The sequence below is a fragment of the Microbacterium sp. OR16 genome, assembly GCF_047306725.1.
Taxonomy (GTDB): domain Bacteria; phylum Actinomycetota; class Actinomycetes; order Actinomycetales; family Microbacteriaceae; genus Microbacterium.
The window spans coordinates 1,881,962-1,903,891 of record NZ_JAZEXK010000001.1 but is presented as its reverse complement, the minus strand read 5'-3'; the positions used below and the strand labels follow the sequence as shown (position 1 = coordinate 1,903,891).

At 70.1% G+C, this 21,930-nt stretch carries 20 protein-coding genes; 7 read left to right on the top strand and 13 right to left on the bottom strand.

The features are described 5' to 3' along the window. Nucleotides 1-95: 95 nt before the first annotated feature. The gene (treS, locus tag V2S05_RS09275; RefSeq protein ID WP_413634873.1) at nt 96-1,856 is read left to right on the top strand and encodes a maltose alpha-D-glucosyltransferase; all 1,761 of its coding nucleotides are present in this window, start codon (nt 96-98) and stop codon (nt 1,854-1,856) included. Further along, nucleotides 1,853-3,289: a maltokinase N-terminal cap-like domain-containing protein gene (locus tag V2S05_RS09270; protein WP_413634872.1), complete on the top strand. Its 1,437-nt coding sequence runs from the start codon at nt 1,853-1,855 to the stop codon at nt 3,287-3,289. Before treS ends, V2S05_RS09270 begins: the two co-directional genes overlap by 4 nt. 10 nt (nt 3,290-3,299) lie before the next feature. Here the strand turns inward: V2S05_RS09270 and V2S05_RS09265 are convergent, their stop codons facing one another. From V2S05_RS09265 to V2S05_RS09210, 12 genes are all read right to left on the bottom strand, one after another. Continuing rightward, on the bottom strand, nt 3,300-4,220 hold the full coding sequence (locus tag V2S05_RS09265) for an NAD(P)/FAD-dependent oxidoreductase (protein ID WP_271639167.1): 921 nt from the start codon (nt 4,218-4,220) through the stop codon (nt 3,300-3,302). Beyond that, nucleotides 4,217-4,552, bottom strand: a complete 336-nt coding sequence (gene fdxA / locus V2S05_RS09260; protein ID WP_271639168.1) for a ferredoxin — start codon at nt 4,550-4,552, stop codon at nt 4,217-4,219. The genes V2S05_RS09265 and fdxA overlap by 4 nt, the downstream gene beginning before the upstream one ends. After that, complete coding sequence (locus V2S05_RS09255) at nt 4,549-6,111, bottom strand: FAD-dependent oxidoreductase (protein WP_413634871.1); 1,563 nt, start codon at nt 6,109-6,111, stop codon at nt 4,549-4,551. The genes fdxA and V2S05_RS09255 overlap by 4 nt, the downstream gene beginning before the upstream one ends. Continuing rightward, on the bottom strand, nt 6,108-7,037 hold the full coding sequence (cobA, locus tag V2S05_RS09250) for a uroporphyrinogen-III C-methyltransferase (RefSeq protein WP_413634870.1): 930 nt from the start codon (nt 7,035-7,037) through the stop codon (nt 6,108-6,110). Before cobA ends, V2S05_RS09255 begins: the two co-directional genes overlap by 4 nt. Next, on the bottom strand, nt 7,034-7,942 hold the full coding sequence (locus V2S05_RS09245; RefSeq protein ID WP_413634869.1) for an ABC transporter permease: 909 nt from the start codon (nt 7,940-7,942) through the stop codon (nt 7,034-7,036). The genes cobA and V2S05_RS09245 overlap by 4 nt, the downstream gene beginning before the upstream one ends. Then, on the bottom strand, nt 7,932-8,768 hold the full coding sequence (locus V2S05_RS09240) for an ABC transporter ATP-binding protein (RefSeq protein ID WP_413634868.1): 837 nt from the start codon (nt 8,766-8,768) through the stop codon (nt 7,932-7,934). Before V2S05_RS09240 ends, V2S05_RS09245 begins: the two co-directional genes overlap by 11 nt. Then, on the bottom strand, nt 8,768-9,835 hold the full coding sequence (locus tag V2S05_RS09235) for an ABC transporter substrate-binding protein (protein ID WP_413635263.1): 1,068 nt from the start codon (nt 9,833-9,835) through the stop codon (nt 8,768-8,770). The genes V2S05_RS09240 and V2S05_RS09235 overlap by 1 nt, the downstream gene beginning before the upstream one ends. Nucleotides 9,836-9,890: 55 nt before the next feature. Beyond that, entirely contained in the window at nt 9,891-11,240 is a 1,350-nt protein-coding gene (locus tag V2S05_RS09230) for a sulfate adenylyltransferase subunit 1 (RefSeq protein ID WP_413634867.1), read from the bottom strand. Then, complete coding sequence (gene cysD / locus V2S05_RS09225; RefSeq protein WP_413634866.1) at nt 11,240-12,208, bottom strand: sulfate adenylyltransferase subunit CysD; 969 nt, start codon at nt 12,206-12,208, stop codon at nt 11,240-11,242. The genes V2S05_RS09230 and cysD overlap by 1 nt, the downstream gene beginning before the upstream one ends. Further along, complete coding sequence (locus V2S05_RS09220) at nt 12,205-12,957, bottom strand: phosphoadenylyl-sulfate reductase (protein WP_413634865.1); 753 nt, start codon at nt 12,955-12,957, stop codon at nt 12,205-12,207. Before V2S05_RS09220 ends, cysD begins: the two co-directional genes overlap by 4 nt. After that, nucleotides 12,954-14,672, bottom strand: coding sequence for a nitrite/sulfite reductase (locus V2S05_RS09215; RefSeq protein WP_413634864.1), 1,719 nt, complete (start codon nt 14,670-14,672; stop codon nt 12,954-12,956). Before V2S05_RS09215 ends, V2S05_RS09220 begins: the two co-directional genes overlap by 4 nt. Before the next feature lie 255 nt (nt 14,673-14,927). Further along, complete coding sequence (locus V2S05_RS09210; RefSeq protein ID WP_413634863.1) at nt 14,928-15,614, bottom strand: sirohydrochlorin chelatase; 687 nt, start codon at nt 15,612-15,614, stop codon at nt 14,928-14,930. A gap of 198 nt (nt 15,615-15,812) precedes the next feature. Here V2S05_RS09210 and dnaK point away from each other — a divergent pair, with 198 nt between their 5' ends. From dnaK to V2S05_RS09190, 4 genes are read left to right on the top strand one after another with little or no spacing between them, the layout of a single operon-like run. After that, nucleotides 15,813-17,672 (top strand): molecular chaperone DnaK, encoded by a 1,860-nt coding sequence (dnaK, locus tag V2S05_RS09205; RefSeq protein WP_413634862.1) that lies wholly within the window; start codon nt 15,813-15,815, stop codon nt 17,670-17,672. Between the two features lie 2 nt (nt 17,673-17,674). After that, entirely contained in the window at nt 17,675-18,313 is a 639-nt protein-coding gene (locus V2S05_RS09200; RefSeq protein WP_413634861.1) for a nucleotide exchange factor GrpE, read from the top strand. Nucleotides 18,314-18,326: 13 nt separating this feature from the next. Next, the gene (locus tag V2S05_RS09195) at nt 18,327-19,310 is read left to right on the top strand and encodes a DnaJ C-terminal domain-containing protein (RefSeq protein ID WP_413634860.1); all 984 of its coding nucleotides are present in this window, start codon (nt 18,327-18,329) and stop codon (nt 19,308-19,310) included. 2 nt (nt 19,311-19,312) lie between these two features. Beyond that, nucleotides 19,313-19,765, top strand: coding sequence for a heat shock protein transcriptional repressor HspR (locus V2S05_RS09190; RefSeq protein WP_413634859.1), 453 nt, complete (start codon nt 19,313-19,315; stop codon nt 19,763-19,765). Nucleotides 19,766-19,768: 3 nt separating this feature from the next. Here V2S05_RS09190 and mgtE read toward each other — a convergent pair whose 3' ends face one another. After that, nucleotides 19,769-21,124, bottom strand: coding sequence for a magnesium transporter (gene mgtE / locus V2S05_RS09185; protein ID WP_413634858.1), 1,356 nt, complete (start codon nt 21,122-21,124; stop codon nt 19,769-19,771). Nucleotides 21,125-21,422: 298 nt separating this feature from the next. Here mgtE and V2S05_RS09180 point away from each other — a divergent pair, with 298 nt between their 5' ends. Beyond that, nucleotides 21,423-21,899 carry a hypothetical protein gene (locus V2S05_RS09180; protein WP_413634857.1) on the top strand — a complete coding sequence of 159 codons (477 nt, stop codon included), beginning with the start codon at nt 21,423-21,425 and terminating at the stop codon, nt 21,897-21,899. Nucleotides 21,900-21,930: the final 31 nt, after the last annotated feature.

The window sequence follows — 21,930 nt, the reverse complement described above, 5'->3', positions numbered from 1 at the left end:
GCAGGTCAAGAGGTGCACAAGACCCTAGCCAGCGCCGGTCTCGTGTGACAGGTTGGGCGCATGCTCGGACGCAATCCGATGGTGAGGGAGCCCGCATGACCGCCGAACCCGCCCCGTACACCGCCTCGATCCCTGTGCTCACACAGGAGCCGTTCCCCGACACCCCGGGCAGCCCCGCGCCCGAGTGGTTCAAGACAGCGGTGTTCTACGAGGTGCTCGTGCGCTCGTTCAAAGACGGCGACGGCGATGGCGTCGGCGATTTCCGCGGCCTCATCGACAAACTCGACTACCTGCAGTGGCTGGGCGTCGACTGCCTGTGGATCCCGCCGTTCTTCCCCTCACCGCTGCGCGACGGCGGCTACGACGTCGCCGACTACACCGGCGTGCAGTCCGATCTGGGCACCACCGACGACTTCCAGGAGTTCCTCGACGCCGCACACGCGCGCGACATCAAGGTGATCATCGACTTCGTCATGAATCACACGAGCGACGAGCATCCGTGGTTCCAGGCCAGCCGCAGCGACCCCGACGGCCCCTACGGCGACTTCTACGTGTGGAGCGACACCGACCAGCTCTACGAGGATGCGCGGATCATCTTCGTCGACACCGAGCCGAGCAACTGGACGTGGGACCCGGTGCGCAAGCAGTACTTCTGGCACCGCTTCTTCAGCCACCAGCCCGACCTCAACTTCGACAATCCGAAGGTGCACGAGGCGATGCTCGACGCCATGCGGTTCTGGCTCGACATGGGGCTGGACGGGTTCCGCCTCGACGCCGTTCCGTACCTCTACGAGCGGCCGGGCACCAACGGCGAGAACCTGCCCGAGACCCACGAGTTCCTCAAGAAGGTGCGCCGCTTCGTCGACGAGAACTACCCTGGCCGGGTGCTGCTGGCCGAGGCGAACCAGTGGCCGGCCGATGTGGTCGACTACTTCGGCGACCCCGAGGTGGGCGGCGACGAATGCCACATGTGCTTCCACTTCCCGGTGATGCCGCGCATCTTCATGGCCGTTCGCCGCGAATCGCGCTACCCGATCAGCGAGATCCTCGCCGACACCCCCACAATCCCCGCCGGATGCCAGTGGGGCATCTTCCTGCGCAACCACGACGAGCTGACGCTCGAGATGGTCACCGACGAAGACCGCGACTACATGTGGAACGAGTACGCGCAGGATCCGCGGATGAAGGCCAACATCGGCATCCGTCGACGACTCGCTCCGCTGCTCGAGAACGACATCGACCGCATCGAGCTGTTCACCGCCCTGCTGCTGTCGCTGCCCGGCTCGCCGGTGCTGTACTACGGCGACGAGATCGGCATGGGCGACAACATCTGGCTCGGTGACCGTGACGGGGTGCGGACCCCGATGCAGTGGACCAGCGACCGCAACGCCGGCTTCTCGTCCGCGAACCCCGGCAAGCTCAGCAAGCCTGTCGTGCAGGACCCCGTCTACGGCTACCTCGCGGTGAACGTCGAGGCGCAGCAGGAGGATCGCTCGTCGCTCCTGCACTGGACGCGGCAGATGGTGCACGCGCGCAAGCGGCATCCGGCATTCGGCCTGGGCAGCTTCAACGACCTCGGCGGCTCGAACCCGTCGGTGCTGTCGTACACGCGCGAGCACACCAACGATGACGGCTCGGTCGACGTCATCCTGTGCGTGAACAACCTGTCGCAGTTCCCGCAGCCGGTCGAGCTGGATCTGCGGCGTTTCGAGGGGATGGTCCCGGTCGAACTGGTCGGCGGGGTGCCGTTCCCGCGCATCGGCGAGTGGCCGTACCTGCTGACGCTGGCCGGGCACGGCTTCTACTGGTTCCAGCTGCATGCGCCGGCGGAGGAGTCTGAGGAGGGGCTGCTGTGAACCTGATCGATCATTCTCTTCTGGAGGGGTACCTGGTTCGCACGCGGTGGTTCGGCGGCAAGGGACGCCCGTTCCACGTCACGGCGGTGAGGCAGCTCGGCGAGCTGACGGATGCCGGGCGGGATCCCGCCGTGCGCGTGCTGCTCATCACCGTCGAGTACGCCGACGACGAGGGCGGCACCGAGCTGTACCAGGTGCCGCTGTCGGCATACGACGAATTCGACGACCGGCACAGCCACGCCTACGTCGGCGCCATCGAGTTCGAGGGGCGCGAGCGCCACCTCTACGACGCGGTTCACGACCGCGATGCCATGGCGCTCTGGCTGCGCGGCTTCATCGCCGCCGAGCCGAGCGGACGGGCGGACGTCGGGGGGCTGCGCTTCCGACGTGTGGCGGCCAGCCCGGCGCTCGACTCCGAGCTGCGCTCCTCGCCCCTCACCGGCGAGCAGTCGAACTCGTCGCTGCGCTTCGACGACACGGCGATCATGAAGCTGTTCCGCAAGGTCAACCCGGGACTGAACGCCGATATCGAGATCCATGACGTTCTCACCAACGCGGGTTCGGAGCACATCGCCGAGCTCTACGGCTGGATCGAGCTCGATCTCGACGGCGAGGTCCTGCAGCTCGCGATGCTGCAGGAGCTGCTGGGCACGGCAGCCGACGGCTTCGAGCTTGCCACCGCGAGTGTGCGCACCGCGCTGGCCGACCCCGAGCTGACCGTGGCCGAGTCCGGGGGCGACTTCGGCGGTGAGGCCGCGCGACTGGGTGAGGCGCTCGCCGAGGTGCACGCCGCGCTGCGCGAACGGTTCCCGTTGGAGCGTCGCGGCCCCGATGCGACCGCTCAGCTGGCCCGTACGATGACCGAACGGCTCGAAAGAGCGCTGCCGATCGTGCCCGAGATCGAACCGTACGCCGACCGACTGCGCGCGCTGTACGACTCGGTCGCGCGGCTGGACGGGCTCGACGTGCAGCGTGTGCACGGCGATCTGCACCTCGGCCAGACGCTGCGCACGTCGCACGGCTGGCGGATCGTCGACTTCGAGGGCGAGCCGGGCCGGCCGTTCGCCGAGCGGGCGCTGCCCGACTCGCCCTGGCGCGACGTGGCGGGCATGCTGCGCTCGTTCAGCTACGCGCCCGGCGTCGTCGAGATGTCTCTGGCGGGTCGCCCCACCGAAGACGAGGAGCAGGAGCTGCGTGGCGAACGCGCGAAGGAGTGGTCGGCGATTGCACGCGAGCACTTCCTGCACGGGTACGCGACGGCCTGCGATCCCGATGACGCGAAAGCGGCGACCGAACTGAGCCCACCGCTGCAGGCTCTGCTCGACGCCTACGAAGCCGACAAGGCGGTCTACGAGGCGATCTACGAGAAGCGCAACCGCCCGTCGTGGGTCAGGATCCCCCTCGACGCGCTGGAGCGCATCGCCGCGAGGTGACCCACGATGGTCAGTGCGCCGTGGCCACCCCGATCGCGTCGTGCGTGATCACCGCCGCGACGCGCGCTCCGGCCCCGGCCGCCACGATCAGCTGCTGAGGCCCGGGGGCGGCGACATCGCCCGCCGCGTACAGGCCCCGGATGCTGGTGCGACCCGACCTGTCGGTGAGCAGGTGCCCCTGCCCATCGCGCTCCGGCGTGATCCCGCCGAGGAACGACAGGTCGGCCTCCCACTCCGGGCGCACGAACCCCCCGTCGATCACGTGCTCCTCGCGGTCGGCGGTGCGCACGGCTTCGATCCGGCCCCGGTCACCGACCAGCTCGACGACGGGGGAGCGCACGACCGTCACGCCGGCGGCCACGAGCTCCGCCTCCTCGGCGGTGCCCACCGCGTCGGAGCCGTTCGTGAACACGGTCAGCCGAGCGGTCCAGTGCGCGATCAGCCTCGCCCGGTCGGCGAGGTCGTTCGATTCGCCGATGAGCGCCAGGCTGCGCCCGCGCAGCTCCCAGGCATCGCAGGCGGCGCAGCTGAAGAGGCTCATGCCGTAGAAGCCGCGCAGATTCGGCACGTCGGGCAGCGTCTCGCGCAGCCCGGTCGCGAGCAGCACCGAGCGAGCCGTCACCTGCTCTGCGGGCTCGCGCCGGCCGATGCCGGCCGCGAACCCGGCATCCGTCGCCGTCAGCGCGCCGACGCGCACCCGCGAGCGGATCTCGACGTTCGGGTACGCCGCCAGCTCTTCGCGGGCGATGCGCCGCAGCTCGAACGGCGGTACTCCGTCACGCGTGAGGAAGCCGTGCGAGTTGAGCGTCGCCGCGTTGCGCGGCCGATCGGCGTCGACGACCAGCACGCGGGCCAGCGAGCGTCCGAGGTTCAGCGCGGCCGACAGCCCGGCCGGCCCGCCGCCGACGATCAGCACGTCGTAGTCGGTCATCCGTGCGCCCCTGAAGGGCTTTGTGGGGCGAGCGCGGCCACGACCGGGTGGTCGAAGTCGTAGACGCCGACCTTGGATGCGCCGCCCGGAGAGCCGATCTCGTCGAAGAACTCGACGTTGGCCTTGTAGTAGTCGGCCCATTCCTCGGGGAGGTCGTCTTCGTAGTAGATCGCCTCGACGGGGCAGACCGGTTCGCAGGCGCCGCAGTCCACGCACTCGTCGGGGTGGATGTACAGCGAGCGCTCGCCCTCGTAGATGCAGTCGACCGGGCACTCGTCGATGCAGGCGCGATCCTTCACGTCCACGCAGGGCAGCGCGATCACATAGGTCATCGGGTCAGCACCCCCGGCTGCGAGATCTCGACCTGCTCTTCGCGGTCGACGACCTTGACGCGTTCGCGCACGTGCTCGTGATTCTCGCCGAGCGCGCGCTCGTGCGCGTCCAGCGCCAGCCAGCCGTCCCAGGTCGTGTAGGCCGTCCCGCGCTCGTCGAGCAGGTCGAGCACATCGCCCTTCGACAGGCGCAGGGGCCGAGATCCCGCGGGGCTCAGGGACCCGGGTTCCGCGGGGCTCAGGGGCCCGGGTTCCGCGGGGCTCAGGGACCCGGGTTCCGCGGGGCTCAGAGGCCCGGGTGCGGCGGGGTGGGTGAGCAGTCCCGCCCGTGCGTCGGCGACGAGGTGGCCGATCGTCTCGAGGGCGTCGGATTTCGTGTGCCCGATGAGCCCGACCGGGCCGCGCTTGATCCAGCCGGTCGCGTAGAGGCCGGTCTGGCCGAGCACCCTTCCCTCGACGTTGGGCACCACGCCGCGGCGCTCGTCGAAGTCCGCGCCCTCGACGCGCGTGCCGTAGTAGCCGATCGCGCGGTACACCGCCTGCACGTCGTACTCGCGCACCTCGCCCGTCGGCACCGGGGCGCCTGCCGCGTCGGGCGCGGTGCGGGCGAACCGGATGCCCGTGACGCGGTCGTCACCGGTGATCTCGACCGGCGCGTGCCAGAAGTGCAGGTGCAGACGCCGCGACGCCCCCGTCGACGGCTTTCCCCGCCACGAGTTCAGGGTGCGCAGCATGACCTTGAGCTGGTTGTTGGGCGCGGCCGCCGGATCGACGCCCTCGAAGTCCTCGTCGTACAGCACGATGTCGACGTCGCGCACCTCACCCAGCTCGCGCAGCTCGATCGGCGTGAACTTGATGTCGGCGGGTCCGCGGCGGCCGAACACGTGCACGTCGGTCACCGCCGACGACTCGAGGCCCGCGAGCACGTTGTCCGGCACCTCGGTGGTGCGCAGATCGACCGCGTGCTTGGCGAGCACGCGCGCCACGTCGAGCGCGACGTTGCCGTTGCCGATCACCGCGACCGACGACGCCTCGAGCGGCCAGGTGCGGGGCACGTCGGGATGCCCGTCGTACCAGGCCACGAAGTCGGCCGCGCCGTACGAGCCGGGCAGGTCGACGCCGGGGATGTCGAGCGTCGCATCGCGCAGCGCACCAGTGGCGAGGATCACCGCGTGGTACCGCTCGCGCAGCTCGTCGAGAGCGATGTCGCGACCCACCTCGACGTTGCCGATGAACCGGATGGTGCGGCGAGTGTCCGCCAGGCTCGAAGGCCCGGGCTGGGGAGCGTCGAGCATCTCGTGCAGCGAGCTGACGATGCCTTTGATCCGGGGGTGGTCCGGCGCGACGCCGTAGCGGATCAGCCCGTAAGGGGCGGGAAGCGACTCGAACAGGTCGATCTCGACCGCGTCGATCTCGACCGCGTCGGTCTCGACCGCGTCGAGCGAGTCGGCTCCCTGAGCCGGGCGGAGGGCGGCGACGGCCTGAGCGAGCAGGTTGCCCGCATAGATGCCGGCGGGTCCCGCACCGACGATCGCGACGCGCAGCGTGGAGAGAGTCATGACAGGGAGGCCTTTCGAGACGAAGCGGAATGAGAGGAGCGGAAGCTCGAGTCGATCGCCCGCACCAGCCCGGTGTCGACGGCGAGGCCGGCGTCGAGTGCGGCGGTCAGGCGCGAGCGCCCCCGCCGGCGTGCGGCGGCGGATGCCCGGGGCGCGGCGTCTTCGGCATCCGTCGATGCCGGGACCAGCGCCGCGGCGAACGGACTCAGCCGCACCACCTCGCCGACCACCACCACCGCGGGGGAGCGCACCTGCGCCGCGGCGGCGAGCTGCGCGATCGTGCCCAGCGTTCCGATCGTCACGCGCTCGCCGCTGCCGTAGCCGTCTTCGACGATCGCGACCGGGCAGTCGGTGCCGCGCGCGCCGGCGGCCAGCACGTGCGCTGAGTGCGCCAGCGTGCTGACGCCCATGAGCAGCACCAGCGTGTGGTCGGCACCCGACCTGCTCACCGACCCACCGGGTTCGATCTGGTCGTGCGCGCTGACGACGCTGAACGACGCGCTGACGCCGCGATGCGTGAGGGGGATGCCCGCGACGGCCGGCACCGAGACGGCGCTGGTCACGCCCGGCACGACGTCGACCCGGATGCCGGCGGCTTCGCAGAACAGCTGCTCTTCGCGACCGCGGCCGAAGACGAACGGATCGCCGCCCTTCAGCCGTACGACGTCGCGGCCGGCGAGGGCGAGCTCGACGAGCAGCTCGTTGATGCCGTCCTGCGGCACGGGATGGTGACCGGGCAGCTTGCCGACGTCGATCACCTCGGCGGCGATGACGGAGCCTTCCGCCTCGAGCTGGGCGAGCACACTGCGCGCGCCGAGCCGGTCGGCCACGATCACGTCGGCCTTCTCGAGCGCGCGCAGTCCGCGCAGCGTGAGCAGCCCGGCATCGCCGGGGCCGGCGCCGACGAGGGTCACTGTTCCGGTCATGAGGTGCCTCCCAGCAGCAGGCCGCGATCGCGCAGCATCCGGCGTTCGAGGGGCCCGAAGAGCACCAGCTCGATGACGATGCCGATCGCGAGGATCAGGATGATGGTGCCGAGCACGCTGGCGAGGTCCGCCAGCTCGCGCGACTGATTGAGCAGCGTTCCCAGACCGAAGCCCATCGAGCCGCCCATCGTGATGATCTCGGCGGCCATCAGCGAGCGCCACGAGAACGCCCAGCCCTGCTTCAGACCCGCGACGTACCCGGGCAGCGAGGCGGGCAGCACGACGGCGGTGGCGAGCTGCCAGCGGGTGGCGCCGAGCACGGTGCCGACCCGGCGCAGCTGCGGCGGCACCTGGTCGATGCCGGACAGCAGGCCGTTCACGATCGAGGGGATGGCGCCCATCAGGATCACGAAGTACGCCGTCGCATCTGTCAGCCCGAACCAGATGATCGCCGCGGGCACCCAGGCCACCGAGGGCAGCACGGTCAGCCCCGAGATCAGCGGGCCGGCGGCGCGACGCAGCAGCTTCCACTCGGCGAGGGCGAGACCGAGAGGGGTGCCGATGGCGATCGCGATGAGAAAACCCAGCCCGCCGCGTTCGAGGCTGGTGAGCACGGCCTGCTGCAGGCGACCCGACTCCCAGGCGTCGCCGAGGGCGGCCAGCACCGCGGTCGGGCTGGGCGCCTTGTCGGGGCGCGGGGCGGCCACGGTGATGTAGAGCTGCCAGAGCGCCACCAGCACGAGCAGCAGGGCGACCGGCGGCAGCGCCTTGGCGATGATGCCGCGCCAGCGCGGCGCGGCCTGAGCCGGATCGGACTGCAGCCGATCGAGACCGCTCGACAGGGTGCGCAGATCGTCGTGCTCGACGGGGGTGGGCGTCGTCGGCGCTGTCGACTCAGGAGGCATTGCGGGCCAGCTCCTTCCGCAGCTCGGCGGTGATCTCGCCGGCGAGAGCCGCGACCTCGGGCGATTCGATGCGCCGCGCGACCGTGTTGCGGATGCGCCACTCGCCGGCGATCCGGCCCGGCCTGCTCGAGAGCAGCACCACGCGCTGCCCCAGACGCGCGGCCTCGCGCACGTTGTGCGTGACGAACACGATCGTGCGGCTGGTGGCCCGCCACACGCGCTCGAGCTCTTCGTGCAGCAGGTCGCGGGTGATGGCGTCGAGGGCGGCGAACGGCTCGTCCATGAGCAGCACCGGCCGATCCTGAGCCAGCGCTCGCGCCAGAGCGACCCGCTGACGCATGCCGCCGGATAGCTCGTGCGGTCGCTTGTCTCCGGCTTCGGCGAGGTTCACAGTCGCGAGCAGCCGGTCGGCCTCGGCCGCGCGCTCGCCCCGCGGCACGCCGCGCAGCCGCAGCGCCAGCTCGACGTTGCGGCGGGCGGTGAGCCACGGCATCAGCGCCGAGTCCTGGAACATCACCGCAGACCCGCCGTCGGGCGTCTCGATGGCCCCGGAGGTCGTCGGCTCGAGACCGGCGATGAGGTTGAGCAGCGTCGACTTGCCGCAGCCGGACGCCCCGAGCAGGCACACGAACTCGCCGGGTGCGATGTCGAGCGAGATGTCGTCGAGCACGATCGGCCCGACGCCGTACCGCTTGGTGACGTGCGAGACGCGTACCGCCGGGTCGACGGGTGCTCGCTCGCCGGGCAGGGGGCTGACGCCGTCGAAGCTGGGGACGAGGTGGCCGTGCGTGACGGCGGGGCGTGCGAGGGTGTCGCGGCTCGCCATCACTGCTCCCCGAGTCCCGCGGCCGAGACGGCGTCGTCGCCGGCGTCCGAGAGCTGCGCGTTCAACGCGCGCAGGTCGAACAGCCCGTCGATCGAGCCCTTCTTCTGGGTGCCAGCGGCGAGCCCATCGGCGACGAGCGCCTGGAACGTCTCCGCGTGCGGATCGACCGTGAAGTCGACGTTCTCGAGCGCCCGAGCCAGCACGTCGTCGGCCAGCCGCTTGCCGGTCGCCTCATCGAGCTGGGCGTTGATCACGGCGCCGGCCTGGGCCTCGTTCTCGTCCAGCCATCGCACCGCGGCGATGTGACCTGCGAGCAGCTTGTCGACGAGCTGCGGATGCTCGTCGGCGAAGTCCTTGCGCACGAGCAGCACGGTGGTCGGGAAAGCCCCGTCGTCCCAGAGGTCGGCCTCGTCGACCAGCACGTGCGCACCGGCCTCGACGACCAGGCGCGACACCCACGGCTCGGGCAGCCATGCGCCGTCGAGCTGTCCGTCCTGGAAGAGCGTCAGCGTCTGGGCGTTCTCCGTCGGTGAGATGCTGACGTCGCCGCCGCCCGAGACCGAGGTCGCGTACCCCTCCTCGGCCAGCCAGCTGCGCAGCGCTACGTCCTGCGTGTTCCCGAGCTGCGGGCTGGCCAGGTTCGCGCCCTCCAGATCGGCGGGTGAGTCGATGCCGTCGCGCACGACGAGAGCGGCCCCTCCCGACGTCGCTCCGGCGATGATGCGGGCGGAGGCGCCTCCCGACTGGATGAACGTGTTGATCGAGGGGTTCGGCCCGATGTAGGCGGCGTCGATCGCGCCGGCCGACAGAGCCTCGATCGCGGCCGGGCCGGCGTTGAATATCTCGGTCGTCAGGTCGACGTCGCCGAGCGCCTCGTCGAACAGTCCCTCCGACAGCCCGACGAGCGCCGGCGCGTGGGTGACGTTGGCGAAGTAGCCGAGACGCAGCTCTGCCGCATCCCCTTCGGCGGCGGATCCGGATGCCGGGGCACAGCCTGCGAGCACCAGCGCGGTGAGGCCCATCGCCAGGGCCCCCAGTGCGGTGAATGTCCTGTTCGTGCGGGTGATGTTCACGGTTTCGCCTCCTTAGGCTCGTGCTGCGGTTCGGTGCTGCGCGGTCGGGTCAGTCGATGACGGTGCCGGCGGCCAGAGTGGCGCCGTCGGCGGGGTGGATGAGCAGCAGCGAGCCGCCTTCGCGGCTCTGCGCGTACGGCTCGAGTGGGAGATCGGATGCCAGGCGCAGCCGCACGCGGCCGATCTCGTTCTCGGCGAGCGAGGCATCCGCCGCCGCGTTCAGGTCGATGTGCGCGAGGGTCTCGAGGTCACGACGGGTGAGCACCTCGGCGACGAACGCCTGCACGGTCGTCGTGCCGTGCTTGACGAGCACGCGGGCGCCCGGCGCCGTGGAGCGGGGGTCGAGCTGGAAGAGCTCGACCACGGCATCCCGTCGCAACGGCGGAGCCGAGCCCTCGGCGACGACCAGGGCGCCGCGGGCCCCGTCGATCTCGTCGGCCAGCGTGAGCGTCACCGACTGACGCACCGAGGCCGCGCCGGTGTCGACGCCGGCGACGTGCACACCCGTGACCTCGCTGGAGAGGCCCGAGGGCAGCACCTGCACTCGGTCGCCGACCGAGACGGTGCCTGCGGTGATGCGCCCGGCGAGACCCCGGAAGTCGCGCAGCCGCTCGGCTTCGTCTGCGGTGATCTCGGGCGAGAGGCCGCCCTGCGGGCGGAGCACGAGCTGCACCGGCAGTCGCAGCGGAGCCTCGGCGTCGGTGCGCACTGGCAGCGTCTCGAGCAGCTCGAAGAGCGTCTCTGCGCCGTACCAGGGGGTGCGCTCGGACCTGTCGACGATGTTGTCGCCCTCCAGCGCCGAGACGGGCAGCACGCGCACGGCGCTGATGCCGAGCTCGTCGGCCACCCGCAGCGCCTCGAGTTCGATGTCGACATAGGTCTGCTCGTCGAATCCGATGAGGTCGATCTTGTTCACCGCGACGATCACGTGCGCGACTCTCAGCAGCGACGCCACGGCCAGGTGGCGTCTGGTCTGCTCGACGACGCCCTTGCGGGCATCCACCAGCACGATCACGGCGTCTGCCGTCGCCGCTCCGGTGACCATGTTGCGGGTGTACTGCACGTGCCCCGGGCAGTCGGCGAGGATGAAGCTGCGCCGGTCGGTGGCGAAGTATCGGTACGCGACGTCGATCGTGATGCCCTGCTCGCGCTCGGCGCGCAGCCCGTCGGTGAGCAGCGCGAAGTCGAACGCGCCATGTGCGAAGCCGCGGGCGCGCGAGGTCGCGGCCACCTGGTCGAGCTGGTCGGCGAGGATCGCCTTCGCATCGTGCAGCAGCCGGCCGACCAGGGTGGACTTGCCGTCGTCGACCGAGCCCGCGGTCGCGAACCGGAACAGCTCCCCGGTCGTCGAGCGAGCGAAGGGAGTCGGGACGCGTCGCGTCGTGCTGTCGGTGCTCATCAGAAATACCCGTCCTTCTTGCGGTCCTCCATGGCGGCCTCGCTGATTCGGTCGTCGGCCCGGGTCGCACCGCGCTCGGTGAGGGTGGTGCGGGCGACCTCGTCGACGATCGCCGCCGTGTCGGCGGCGTCCGACTCGACCGCACCGGTGCAGCTCATGTCGCCGACGGTGCGATAGCGCACCGTGCGGCGCACCACCTGCTCGTCGTCGCGCGGCTGCGAGAACTCGCCCACCGCCCACCACATGCCCGAGCGCTGGAACACCTCGCGCTCGTGGGCGTAGTACAGCGGCGGCAGCGCGATGTCCTCGCGCTCGATGTAGCGCCAGATGTCGAGTTCGGTCCAGTTCGAGACGGGGAAGGCGCGCACGTGCTGCCCGGGCAGGTGCCGGCCGTTATACAGGCTCCACAGCTCGGGGCGCTGGTTGCGCGGATCCCACTGGCCGAACTCGTCGCGCAGCGAGATGATGCGCTCCTTGGCCCGCGCCTTGTCCTCATCGCGGCGGGCGCCGCCGAAGACCGCGTCGTGGCGGCCGGCCGCGATGGCATCCAGCAGCGGCTGTGTCTGCAGCGGGTTGCGCGTGCCGTCCGGGCGCTCGAAGAGGCGGCCGTCGTCGATGTAGTCCTGCACGCGCGCGACCTCGAGGTCGATGCCGAGCCGGGCGACCGTCTCATCACGGAAGCGGATCACCTCGGGGAAGTTATGCCCCGTGTCGACGTGCAGCACGGGGAACGGCACCCGACCGGGGGCGAACGCCTTCGCGGCGAGGTGCAGCACCACGACCGAGTCCTTGCCGCCCGAGAACAGCAGCACGGGGCGCTCGAACTCGGCGACCACCTCGCGGATGATGTGGATGCCCTCGGCTTCGAGCAGGTCGAGCGTACTCAGGCCGGCGGGTTCGCCGTCCCGGTCGTCGAGCGAGCGGAGCGAGTCGACACGCGTGGTGGTGACTGGATTCGTGGAGTTCATACGTGCAGCCCGCATTCTGTCTTCGTCAGTCCGGCCCATCGGCCGGAGCGAGGGTCTTCGCCGGGGGCGACCGGCCGGGTGCACGGCGCGCAGCCGATCGAGGGGTACCCGCTCGCGATCAGGGGGTTCACCGGCACGTCGTGCACCGTGGCGTAGTCGATGAGGTCGTCGAAGCTCCACGCCGCGACCGGGTTCACCTTCACGAGCCCGTTGCGCTCGTCCCAGACGACCAGTTCGGTCGCCGCGCGGGTGGGCGCCTCGTCACGGCGCACACCGGTGAACCACACCTCGTAGCCGCCGAGTGCGCGCTGCAGCGGCTCGACCTTGCGTCGCGCGCAGCACAGGCCGGGATCCCGGGCGAACAGGTCGGCGCCGAACTCGGCATCCTGATCCCGCACGCTCTGCGCGGGCTTCACGTCGACGACGTTCACATCGAGCCGCGATGCGACCTCGTCTCTCGTGAACCTCGTCTCGAGGAAGTGGTAGCCGGTGTCGAGGAAGAGCACGTCGACTCCGGGAAGGCTCTGCGAGACCAGGTGGGGAAGCGCGGCATCCGCCATCGAGCAGGCGACGGCGGCCTGCGAGACAGCGAAGTTGGCGGCGACCCAGGCGACCACCTCGGCAGGGCTCGCCTCGTCAGGCTGTCGGCTGCGCAGCTCGGCGTTGCCGCGCTCGGCGAGCGCGCGCAGCTCGGACGCAGGGCGGCGCCCCTGCGGCAGGCTCAGCGACCCCCGTCGTGCGGTGCTCACTGCAGCGCCTCGTCGTCGGCGCGGTGCGCCCACGTGGCGAAGCTCTCGCCCTCGGACCGGTCGGCGAGGTAGCGGCGGATCACCCGCTCCGCGTAGTCGGCGATGCCGTCGGCCGGAACCTTCAGCCCGCGCACGGTGCGCCCGAGGCCTGCCTCGGCGCGCCCCTCGGTGGCCAGGCCACCCCCGAGATGCACCTGATAGCCGGGAACCTGCTGGCCGTCGATCATGACGAGCTGGCCCTTCAGCCCGATGTCGGCCGTCTGGATGCGCGCGCACGAGTTGGGGCACCCGTTCACGTGCAGCGTGATGGTCTGGCCGATCTCGGGTTCGAGCTCGGCCAGGCGCTGTTCCAGCTGGTCGATCGCCTGCGCGGCGTTCGCCTTCGTCTCGACGATCGCGAGCTTGCAGAATTCGATGCCCGTGCAGGCGATCGTCCCGCGGCGGAACAGGCTCGGGCGCGATGGCAGACCGAGCTCGTCGAGCCCGGCGACCACGTACGGCACGCGGTCCTCCGGCACGTCGAGCACGAGGATCTTCTGGAAGACCGTCGGGCGCACGCGCTGCGATCCGTTCGCCTCGGCGAGGTCGGCGAGACGCGTCAGAGTGGTGCCGGAGAGACGGCCGACCGTGGTCGCGGCGCCGATGTAGAACCGGCCGTCCTTCTGCCGGTGCACGCCGACGTGGTCGGGTGCGCCGACCGGCTCGGCGGGGGCCGGACCGTCGGGCAGTGGGGAGGCCAGGTACTCGCTCTCGAGCACGTCGCGCATCTTCTCGGTGCCCCAGTCGGCGAGTAGGAACTTCATCCGCGCCTTGTTGCGCAGCCGGCGGTAGCCGTAGTCGCGGAAGATGCTGGTGACGCCGTGCCACACCTCGGCCACCCGCTCCGGGGGCACGAAGGTGCCGAGCCGCTCGCCGAGGCGGGGCACCGCGGCGAGGGCGCCGCCGACCCACAGGTCGTAGCCGACACCGAGATCCGGGTGCTCGACGGCGACGAACGAGCAGTCGTTGATCTCGTGCACGACGTCCTGACTCGGATGCCCGGTGATCGCCGTCTTGTACTTGCGCGGGAGGTTCGAGAAGCTCGGGTCGCCGAGGTAGCGGTCGACGATCTCGCGCAGCTGCGGTGTCGGATCGATGAGCTCGTCCTCGGCGATGCCGGCCACGGCCGAGGCGAGGAAGGTGCGCGGCACGTCGCCGCAGGCCTCGGTGGTGTTCAGCCCGACCGCTTCGAGGCGACGCCAGATCTCGGGCACGTCCTCGATGCGCACCCAGTGCAGCTGCACGTTCTGCCGGTCGGTGATGTCGGCGATGTCGCGGCCGAACTCCGTCGAGATCTCGCCGATCACGCGCAGCTGCCGGGTGGTGAGCTGACCGCCGTCGATGCGCACCCGCATCATGAAGTACTCGTCTTCGAGTTCGTGCGGCTCGAGCTGAGCGGTGCGGCCCCCGTCGATGCCGGGCTTGCGCTGGGTGTACAGCCCCCACCAGCGGAAACGCCCGTGCAGGTCGGACGGATCGATGCTCGCGAACCCGCCCTGGGCGTAGATCGTCTCGATGCGCTCGCGCACGTTGAGTCCGTCGTCGGCGAGCTTGATCTCCTCGTTCGTGTTCAGCGGCTCGCGTCCGTCGACGGCCCACTGGCCGTGCGGCTTGGTCGGCGTGCGACTGGTGCGGGTGCGCGCGCCGCGAATCGTCGTCGGCTGCTGGATGGTCATCGAGGCCCCCCTTTGATGAATGGCTGGGGATCAAGGTACGTACTGCGATCCGGGCCGGAAACCTTCCGTGACACGGAAAGACCTGGAGGGAAACACGGCGTCATGTGAGGTGAAACATGACGCGGCGGGGGTGGCGCGGTCGTCGGATGTGTGCATCCGGTGGCGACGACCGCGCGAGCGCAGGCGATCCACCCGACGTAGGACGCAGCCGCGTGAATCCGTCCTGCCTCGGCTTGTTCGCCTGTCTCGGATGGGTCAGCCCTGGTGCGCCCCGGCGTATCGCGCGACGACGAGGTCGACCAGGGCATCCGGGATGCCCTGGTCGGGCAGAAGATCGTCGAGCAGCGGCGGCGTGATCGGATGCGCGCCGGCGTGGCGTGCGGCGAGATCGAAGAAGAACCCGCGTGCGAGCAGATAGGTCGCGACGACGGCATCCGGTGCGGCGGTCAGCGCCGTCGGCAGATCCGGATGCCGGGCGGCGAGGTACGCGAGATCGACGCGCCGGCCGGTGCGGGCGCGCAGCAGTGCGGCCATGCCCTCGGCATCCGGCACCGATCGCTCGTCGCGGGAGCCGGCGACGGCGAGTACGACGGGAGAGTCGGGGCTCGCGACGCCGCCGAGCCGTTCGGCAAGGGCCTCGGCGAGCAGGGCGTCGGGGCCGAGCGGGTCGGTGACGACGGCATCCGCCTTGTCCACCGCGATGCCGTGCAGATCGTGGTGGACGTGGAAGCCCTGCGAGAGCAGCAGCGGCACGATCACGACCGGTCCGTCGATCGCGGCCAGCGCGCTCGCCGCGTCGGGCTGCTGCACGTCGACGAAAGCCGCCCGCACGTCGACGTCGGGCAGGCGCTCGGCCACGCGCGCGACGAGAGCGGCGATCGAGCGCGCTCCGTCGGCGTCGGAGGTGCCGTGCGAGACGGCGAGCAGCGCAGGTCGGGCCATACGGGCGACTCTAGATCGCCCGGCCCGGATGCGTGGCGCGTGGCGTCAAACAGCGACATGCGACGCTATCGACACAAACCTGAGCCGTGTCATATCAAGTTTGTTTGACAGCATCCGGACCTGCGTCTACACTTGAGTCATCACGACTCAGGTTCACGTCTGATCGTCCGAGACTTCACCAATGCAAAGGAGAAACACATGGCACGTGCTGTCGGTATCGACCTCGGAACCACCAACTCCGTCGTCAGCGTCCTCGAGGGTGGCGAGCCCAAGGTCATCGCCAACGCCGAGGGCTTCCGCACCACCCCGTCGGTGGTCGCGTTCACCAAGGACGGCGAGGTGCTCGTCGGCGAGACCGCCAAGCGCCAGGCCGTCACCAACGTCGACCGCACGATCGCGTCGGTCAAGCGCCACATGGGCACCGACTGGACGTTCGACGTCGACGGCAAGAAGTGGACGCCGCAGGAGATCTCCGCGCGCATCCTCCAGAAGCTCAAGCGCGACGCCGAGTCGTACCTCGGCGACACCGTGACCGACGCCGTCATCACCGTTCCCGCCTACTTCAACGACGCCGAGCGTCAGGCCACGAAGGAGGCCGGTGAGGTCGCAGGTCTCAACGTGCTGCGCATCATCAACGAGCCCACCGCGGCCGCCCTCGCCTACGGTCTCGACAAGGGCAAGGAGGACGAGCTCATCCTCGTCTTCGACCTCGGTGGCGGAACCTTCGACGTCTCCCTGCTCGAGGTGGGCAAGGACGACGACTTCTCGACCATCCAGGTGCGCGCCACCGCCGGTGACAACCGCCTCGGCGGCGACGACTGGGACCAGCGCGTCGTGGACTACCTGATCAAGCAGTTCAAGGAGACCACGGGCGTCGACGTCTCGGGCGACAAGATCGCCCTGCAGCGCCTCAAGGAGGCCGCCGAGCAGGCCAAGAAGGAGCTCTCGAGCTCGACGAGCGCCTCGATCAACCTGCCGTACCTGTCGCTGACCGACTCGGGTCCCGTCTCGCTGAGCGAGAGCCTGACCCGCGCGAAGTTCGAGGACCTCACCAAGGACCTCCTCGACCGCACCAAGAAGCCCTTCGAGGACGTCATCCGCGAGGCGAACATCAAGGTGTCGGACATCGACCACATCGTGCTGGTCGGCGGCTCGACCCGTATGCCCGCCGTCGCCGAGCTCGTCAAGCGCGAGACGGGCAAGGATGCCAACAAGGGCGTCAACCCCGATGAGGTCGTCGCCGTCGGCGCCGCCCTGCAGGCCGGTGTCCTCAAGGGCGAGCGCAAGGACGTCCTCCTCATCGACGTCACCCCGCTGAGCCTCGGCATCGAGACCAAGGGCGGCATGATGACCAAGCTCATCGACCGCAACACCGCGATCCCGACCAAGCGCAGCGAGACCTTCACCACCGCCGACGACAACCAGCCGTCGGTCGCGATCCAGGTCTTCCAGGGCGAGCGCGAGTTCACCCGCGACAACAAGCCGCTCGGCACCTTCGAGCTCACCGGCATCGCCCCGGCCCCCCGTGGCATCCCGCAGATCGAGGTCACCTTCGACATCGACGCCAACGGCATCGTGCACGTGTCCGCCAAGGACAAGGGCACAGGCAAGGAGCAGTCGATGACCATCACCGGCGGCTCGTCGCTGTCGAAGGAGGACATCGACCGCATGGTGCGCGAGGCCGAGGAGCACGCCTCCGAAGACAAGAAGCGCCGTGAGGCCGCCGAGGTGCGCAACCAGGCCGAGACCCTCTCGTACTCGATCGAGAAGCTCATCAAGGAGAACGAGGACAAGCTCCCCGAGGACGTCAAGACCTCGGTGCAGGGCGATGTCGACGCGCTCAAGACGGCTCTCGCCAGCGACGACGACGAGGCGGTGAAGACCGCATTCGACAAGCTGAACGAGTCGCAGACGAAGCTGGGCGAGGCGATCTACGCCCAGTCCCAGGCGGACGCCGCAGCCGGCGCCCCCGCAGGTGACGAGACCCCGGCCGACGCCTCCTCCGACGAGGACGTCGTCGATGCCGAGGTCGTGGACGACGAGGACGAGAAGAAGTAATCATGACGGACAAGAACTTCGACGAGAACGAGGTTCCGGAGGGGTCGGATGCTCAGGCATCCGGCCCCGCGCCGCAGAACCAGGACGTTCCTGACAATCCCGACTCCGCCGAGGCCGCCGCGGCCGAGGGCTCCGACGACGACCTCACGGTCGACGACATCCTGAACGCCGAGCAGATCGACGAGGCGTCCAGCGAGGACGGCTCCGACGCGGGCATCGTCGACGCCGAGCACGCGCTGCTGACCGACCTGAAGCGCCTGACCGCCGAGTACGCGAATTACCGTCGCCGCACCGAAGAGCAGCGTCATGTCGAGATCGCCCGCGCCAAGGGCGAGGTCGCCAAGGGCCTGCTGCCCGTGCTCGACGACCTCGACCGTGCCCAGCAGCACGGCGACCTCACCGAGGGCTCGGCCTTCGCCGTGATCGCCGACAAGCTGCGCGCGGTGGTCGAGCGCCTCGGCGTCATCGCCTACGGCGCGCAGGGCGACGAGTTCGATCCGCAGCAGCACGAGGCGATCTTCCAGCAGCCGACACCAGGTGTCACCACCTCCACGATCCTCGAGGTCGTCGAGGTGGGCTACCGCCTCGGCGACGTCGAACTGCGCCCGGCCAAAGTCGTCGTCGCTGTTCCCGCCGAGTAGAAGCAGGTGATCGATGGCTAGCCAGGACTGGTTCGACAAGGACTTCTACAAGACGCTGGGCGTCTCGAAGGACGTCTCGGACGCCGATCTGAAGAAGACATATCGCAAGCTCGCCCGCAAGTACCACCCCGACTCCAACCAGGGCGATGCGGCGGCCGAGGCGAAGTTCAAGGAGATCAGCGAGGCGTACAGCGTGCTCAGCGATGCCGAGCAGCGTCGCGAGTACGACGAGATCCGCGCCATGGGCTCGGGCGCGCGGTTCACGGCGCCCGGTGCCGGCGGGGCAGGCGGCTTCGAAGACGTCTTCAGCCGGTTCGGGCAGGGCGGTCGCGCGAGCCAGGCCGACTTCGACGACATCTTCTCGATGTTCTCGCAGGGCGGCGGCTCGTTCGGCTCCGGCCGATTCGGCCAGCCGACAGGCGGGTACCGCGGCTTCGGCGGCCCGCAGAAGGGCGCCGACCTCACGGCCACGACCACGCTCGACTTCGCCACGGCGGTGCAGGGAGACACGATCACCCTGCAGGCCGGCGACGGCAAGCCGTTCAAGGTGAAGGTGCCCGCGGGCGTGAAGGACGGGCAGAAGATCCGTCTGCGCGGCCGCGGACGCCCGTCGCCCGACGGCGGCGAGCCAGGTGACATCGTCGTGCAGGTGAAGGTGCGCCCGCACCCGGTGTTCACCCGCGACGGACTGAACCTGCGCCTCACGGTGCCGGTGACGTTCACCGAGGCGACACTCGGCGCGACCATCGAGGTGCCCACGCTCGGCGGCGAGATCGTCAAGCTGCGTGTGGCGCCCGGCACGCCGTCCGGGCGCGTGCTGCGCGTCAAGGGTCGCGGCGTGACGACGGCGAAGGGCACCGGCGACCTGCTCGCCGAGCTGCAGATCGCCGTGCCCTCGCACCTCGACGAGGCCGCCAGGGAGGCGCTCGAGCGCTTCCGCGAGCTCGGCCCCAAGGAGAACCCGCGCGCCGAGATGATGGCCAAGGCGAAGGCCTGAGCATGGACGCCGATTCGCCCGTCTTCGCGATCGCGGTCGCCGCGGAGCTGGCCGGGATGCACCCCCAGACCCTGCGGCAGTACGACCGCATCGGCCTGGTGGTGCCCGGCCGCACCCGCGGCGGCTCGCGGCGCTACTCGATGCGCGACATCGAGCAGCTCCGCGAGGTCGCCCAGCTCTCGAGCGAGGGGATGAGCCTGCCGGCCATCGCCCGTCTGCTCGACCTGGAGGACGAGGTGCGGATGCTGCGTCGCCGCGTCACCGAGCTCGAGGGCGAGCTGCGCGCCGAGCGCGAGACCCGCCCCGGTGTGCGCGTTTTCGCCGCCGGGGCATCCGGGCAGGTCGTCACCCTGCCGTCCGGCCGGCGCATCCGCCGCTCGACCGAGGTCGTGCTGTGGCATCCGCGCCACGCCGCCGACGCGGACCGGGCCGCAACCGGCGACACCGCCCAGTAGCGCTCAGATGCCGAGCACGGCCCTCGCGATCAGGAAGTAGATGATCAGGCCCGTCGCGTCGACGAACGTCGTGATGAACGGGTTCGAGAACACCGCCGGGTCGACCTTCATGGCTCGAGCAGCGAGCGGCATGATGCCGCCGATCGATGCGGCCACCGTACAGACGGCCACGAGCGTCAGGCCGACGACCAGCCCGATGTGCCACTCGTAGACGAGCCCGGCGATCGCGAATCCGAGCGTGCCGAGCAGCAGCCCCAGACACAGCCCCACCCTGACCTCCCGCAAGAGCACCTTGCGCAGGTCTCGCGGGACGATCTCGCCCAGCGCCAGCGAGCGGGTCACGGTCGTCGCGGCCTGATTGCCGGTGTTGCCCCCGGTGCCGATCAGCAGCGGCACGAACAGCGCCAGCACGGTCATCTGCGCGAGGGTCGCCTCGAACGCGTCGAGCACCTGCACGGTCAGGGTCGCGCCGACGGCGAGCACGAGCAGCCACACCACGCGTGAGCGCACCAGGCGACGGATCGGCGTCGACAGGTACGAGCGGCGCAGGGGCTCTACACCGCCCTGGCGTGCGGCATCCTCGCTCTCCTCCTGCTTCAGGATGCGGGCGGCATCATCGATCGTGAGGATGCCGACGAGCCGCTGCTCGCCGTCCACCACGGGCAGCGCCAGCAGACCGTAGTCGGTGGTGCGCCGCGCGGCGACCTCGGCGTCTTCGGTGACCTCGGCGACGTGCGGGTCGCTCATGACGTCCGCGATCAGGGCCTCCTCGTCGGCCGACATCAGATCGCGCAGGCTCACGATCCCCACCACCCGGCGCGCGTCGGTCACCGGCAGCGTGTAGACGGTCTCTGCGCTGTCGAGCGCGGCGCGGATGCGCGCGAACGTGTCGCGCACCGTGAGACGGGGATGCGTGGTGACGAACTCCGGGCTCATGCGCCTGCCGACCGAGTGCTGCGGATAGCCGAGCATGCCCGCGGTCAGGTCGCGCTCCTGCCGGGTGAGCCCGCGCAGCAGCTGCGGGGCGACCGAGGCCGGCAGCTCGTCGAGCAGCCAGACCCGATCATCCGGATCCATCTCGGCGAACAGCGAGGTCACCTCTGCGCGGCGCAGCGCGCCGACCAGGTCGCCCCTGGTGCCGGGGGAGAGCGCTTCGAACACGTCGAGTGCCCGTGCCTTCGCGAGCAGCCGGTAGACGATCGCGGCGTCCTCGATGCCGAGCCGGTCGACGAGCTCGACCACCTCGGGAACGGACAGCGGGGTCAGCCTGGCTGATGCGCCGGCGAGATCCTGCTCGGAGATGAGACGGCGGATGTCGTCGGCGGCCTCGGAGACGGACTGGAGCTGGAAAGGAGTCATGGCGAGCCTTGATCAGGCACCGCGCGGGAGCGTTGCGGGGAACGCCGGGGCGTGCGTCGCAGCAGACGCCGCCGCTCAGCCGAGCGATGCGGAAGCGGAGGGGATGACGTGTCTGCGACTATGACTGTCACTCGACATGGTGAACCACCTCGCTTCCTGGTGCTCGGGGAGAGACGTACCCACCGATCGTACCGGGATGCGCTGGGTCGCCCGCCCAGCGGGGGTCGTGTGCAATAGGGTTCTCATAGTCGGGGGGCTGCGCAAGGCGGGCCTTCGGCCTGTCACCGGAGGAGAATCCATGCGCACCGCACCCAAGTCCGCCCTGTTCATCACCGCTCTCGTCCTCGCTGTCGGTCTCACCGGCTGCTCGGGGGCTTCGGCGGGCGACAGCGGCAGCGGCGAGAAGGCCGCTGACAAGCCGGCCGCGAGCAGCCAGAGCGTCGCCGACGCCTGCAAGCTCTTCGTCGACGAGGGCACCGAGATCAGCAACAAGGCGCAGGAGCTCTCGGCTTCCGCCGCCACCGACCCCGAGGCCGCCGCTTCCGCGCTCGCGGACGTGCAGGAGGAGTTCGAGGCGCTCGGTGAGAAGATCACCAACGAGGAGGTCTCGCCCGTCTACAACGAGTTCATGTCGGCGTACGGCGAGTTCTCGACGATCATCGGCGAGGTCTCGGCCGACCCCTCCCAGGCGAGCGACGCCATGGAGAAGGTCAACGACACCGTCTCGAAGGTCACCGACGCGAGCAAGGAGCTCGGCGAGATCTGCAACGGCTGATCCGACCACCGCTCACGCACGCCGGCGGGCC

What these genes read in the sequence shown, in the direction of transcription:
- treS (WP_413634873.1), top strand. Translation starts at nt 96, where the DNA reads ATGACCGCCGAACCCGCCCCGTACACCGCCTCGATCCCTGTGCTCACA.
- V2S05_RS09265 (WP_271639167.1), bottom strand. Translation starts at nt 4,220, where the DNA reads ATGACCGACTACGACGTGCTGATCGTCGGCGGCGGGCCGGCCGGGCTG.
- fdxA (WP_271639168.1), bottom strand. Translation starts at nt 4,552, where the DNA reads ATGACCTATGTGATCGCGCTGCCCTGCGTGGACGTGAAGGATCGCGCC.
- V2S05_RS09255 (WP_413634871.1), bottom strand. Translation starts at nt 6,111, where the DNA reads ATGACTCTCTCCACGCTGCGCGTCGCGATCGTCGGTGCGGGACCCGCC.
- cobA (WP_413634870.1), bottom strand. Translation starts at nt 7,037, where the DNA reads ATGACCGGAACAGTGACCCTCGTCGGCGCCGGCCCCGGCGATGCCGGG.
- V2S05_RS09245 (WP_413634869.1), bottom strand. Translation starts at nt 7,942, where the DNA reads ATGCCTCCTGAGTCGACAGCGCCGACGACGCCCACCCCCGTCGAGCAC.
- V2S05_RS09240 (WP_413634868.1), bottom strand. Translation starts at nt 8,768, where the DNA reads ATGGCGAGCCGCGACACCCTCGCACGCCCCGCCGTCACGCACGGCCAC.
- V2S05_RS09230 (WP_413634867.1), bottom strand. Translation starts at nt 11,240, where the DNA reads ATGAGCACCGACAGCACGACGCGACGCGTCCCGACTCCCTTCGCTCGC.
- cysD (WP_413634866.1), bottom strand. Translation starts at nt 12,208, where the DNA reads ATGAACTCCACGAATCCAGTCACCACCACGCGTGTCGACTCGCTCCGC.
- V2S05_RS09215 (WP_413634864.1), bottom strand. Translation starts at nt 14,672, where the DNA reads ATGACCATCCAGCAGCCGACGACGATTCGCGGCGCGCGCACCCGCACC.
- V2S05_RS09210 (WP_413634863.1), bottom strand. Translation starts at nt 15,614, where the DNA reads ATGGCCCGACCTGCGCTGCTCGCCGTCTCGCACGGCACCTCCGACGCC.
- dnaK (WP_413634862.1), top strand. Translation starts at nt 15,813, where the DNA reads ATGGCACGTGCTGTCGGTATCGACCTCGGAACCACCAACTCCGTCGTC.
- V2S05_RS09200 (WP_413634861.1), top strand. Translation starts at nt 17,675, where the DNA reads ATGACGGACAAGAACTTCGACGAGAACGAGGTTCCGGAGGGGTCGGAT.
- V2S05_RS09195 (WP_413634860.1), top strand. Translation starts at nt 18,327, where the DNA reads ATGGCTAGCCAGGACTGGTTCGACAAGGACTTCTACAAGACGCTGGGC.
- V2S05_RS09190 (WP_413634859.1), top strand. Translation starts at nt 19,313, where the DNA reads ATGGACGCCGATTCGCCCGTCTTCGCGATCGCGGTCGCCGCGGAGCTG.
- mgtE (WP_413634858.1), bottom strand. Translation starts at nt 21,124, where the DNA reads ATGACTCCTTTCCAGCTCCAGTCCGTCTCCGAGGCCGCCGACGACATC.
- V2S05_RS09180 (WP_413634857.1), top strand. Translation starts at nt 21,423, where the DNA reads ATGCGCACCGCACCCAAGTCCGCCCTGTTCATCACCGCTCTCGTCCTC.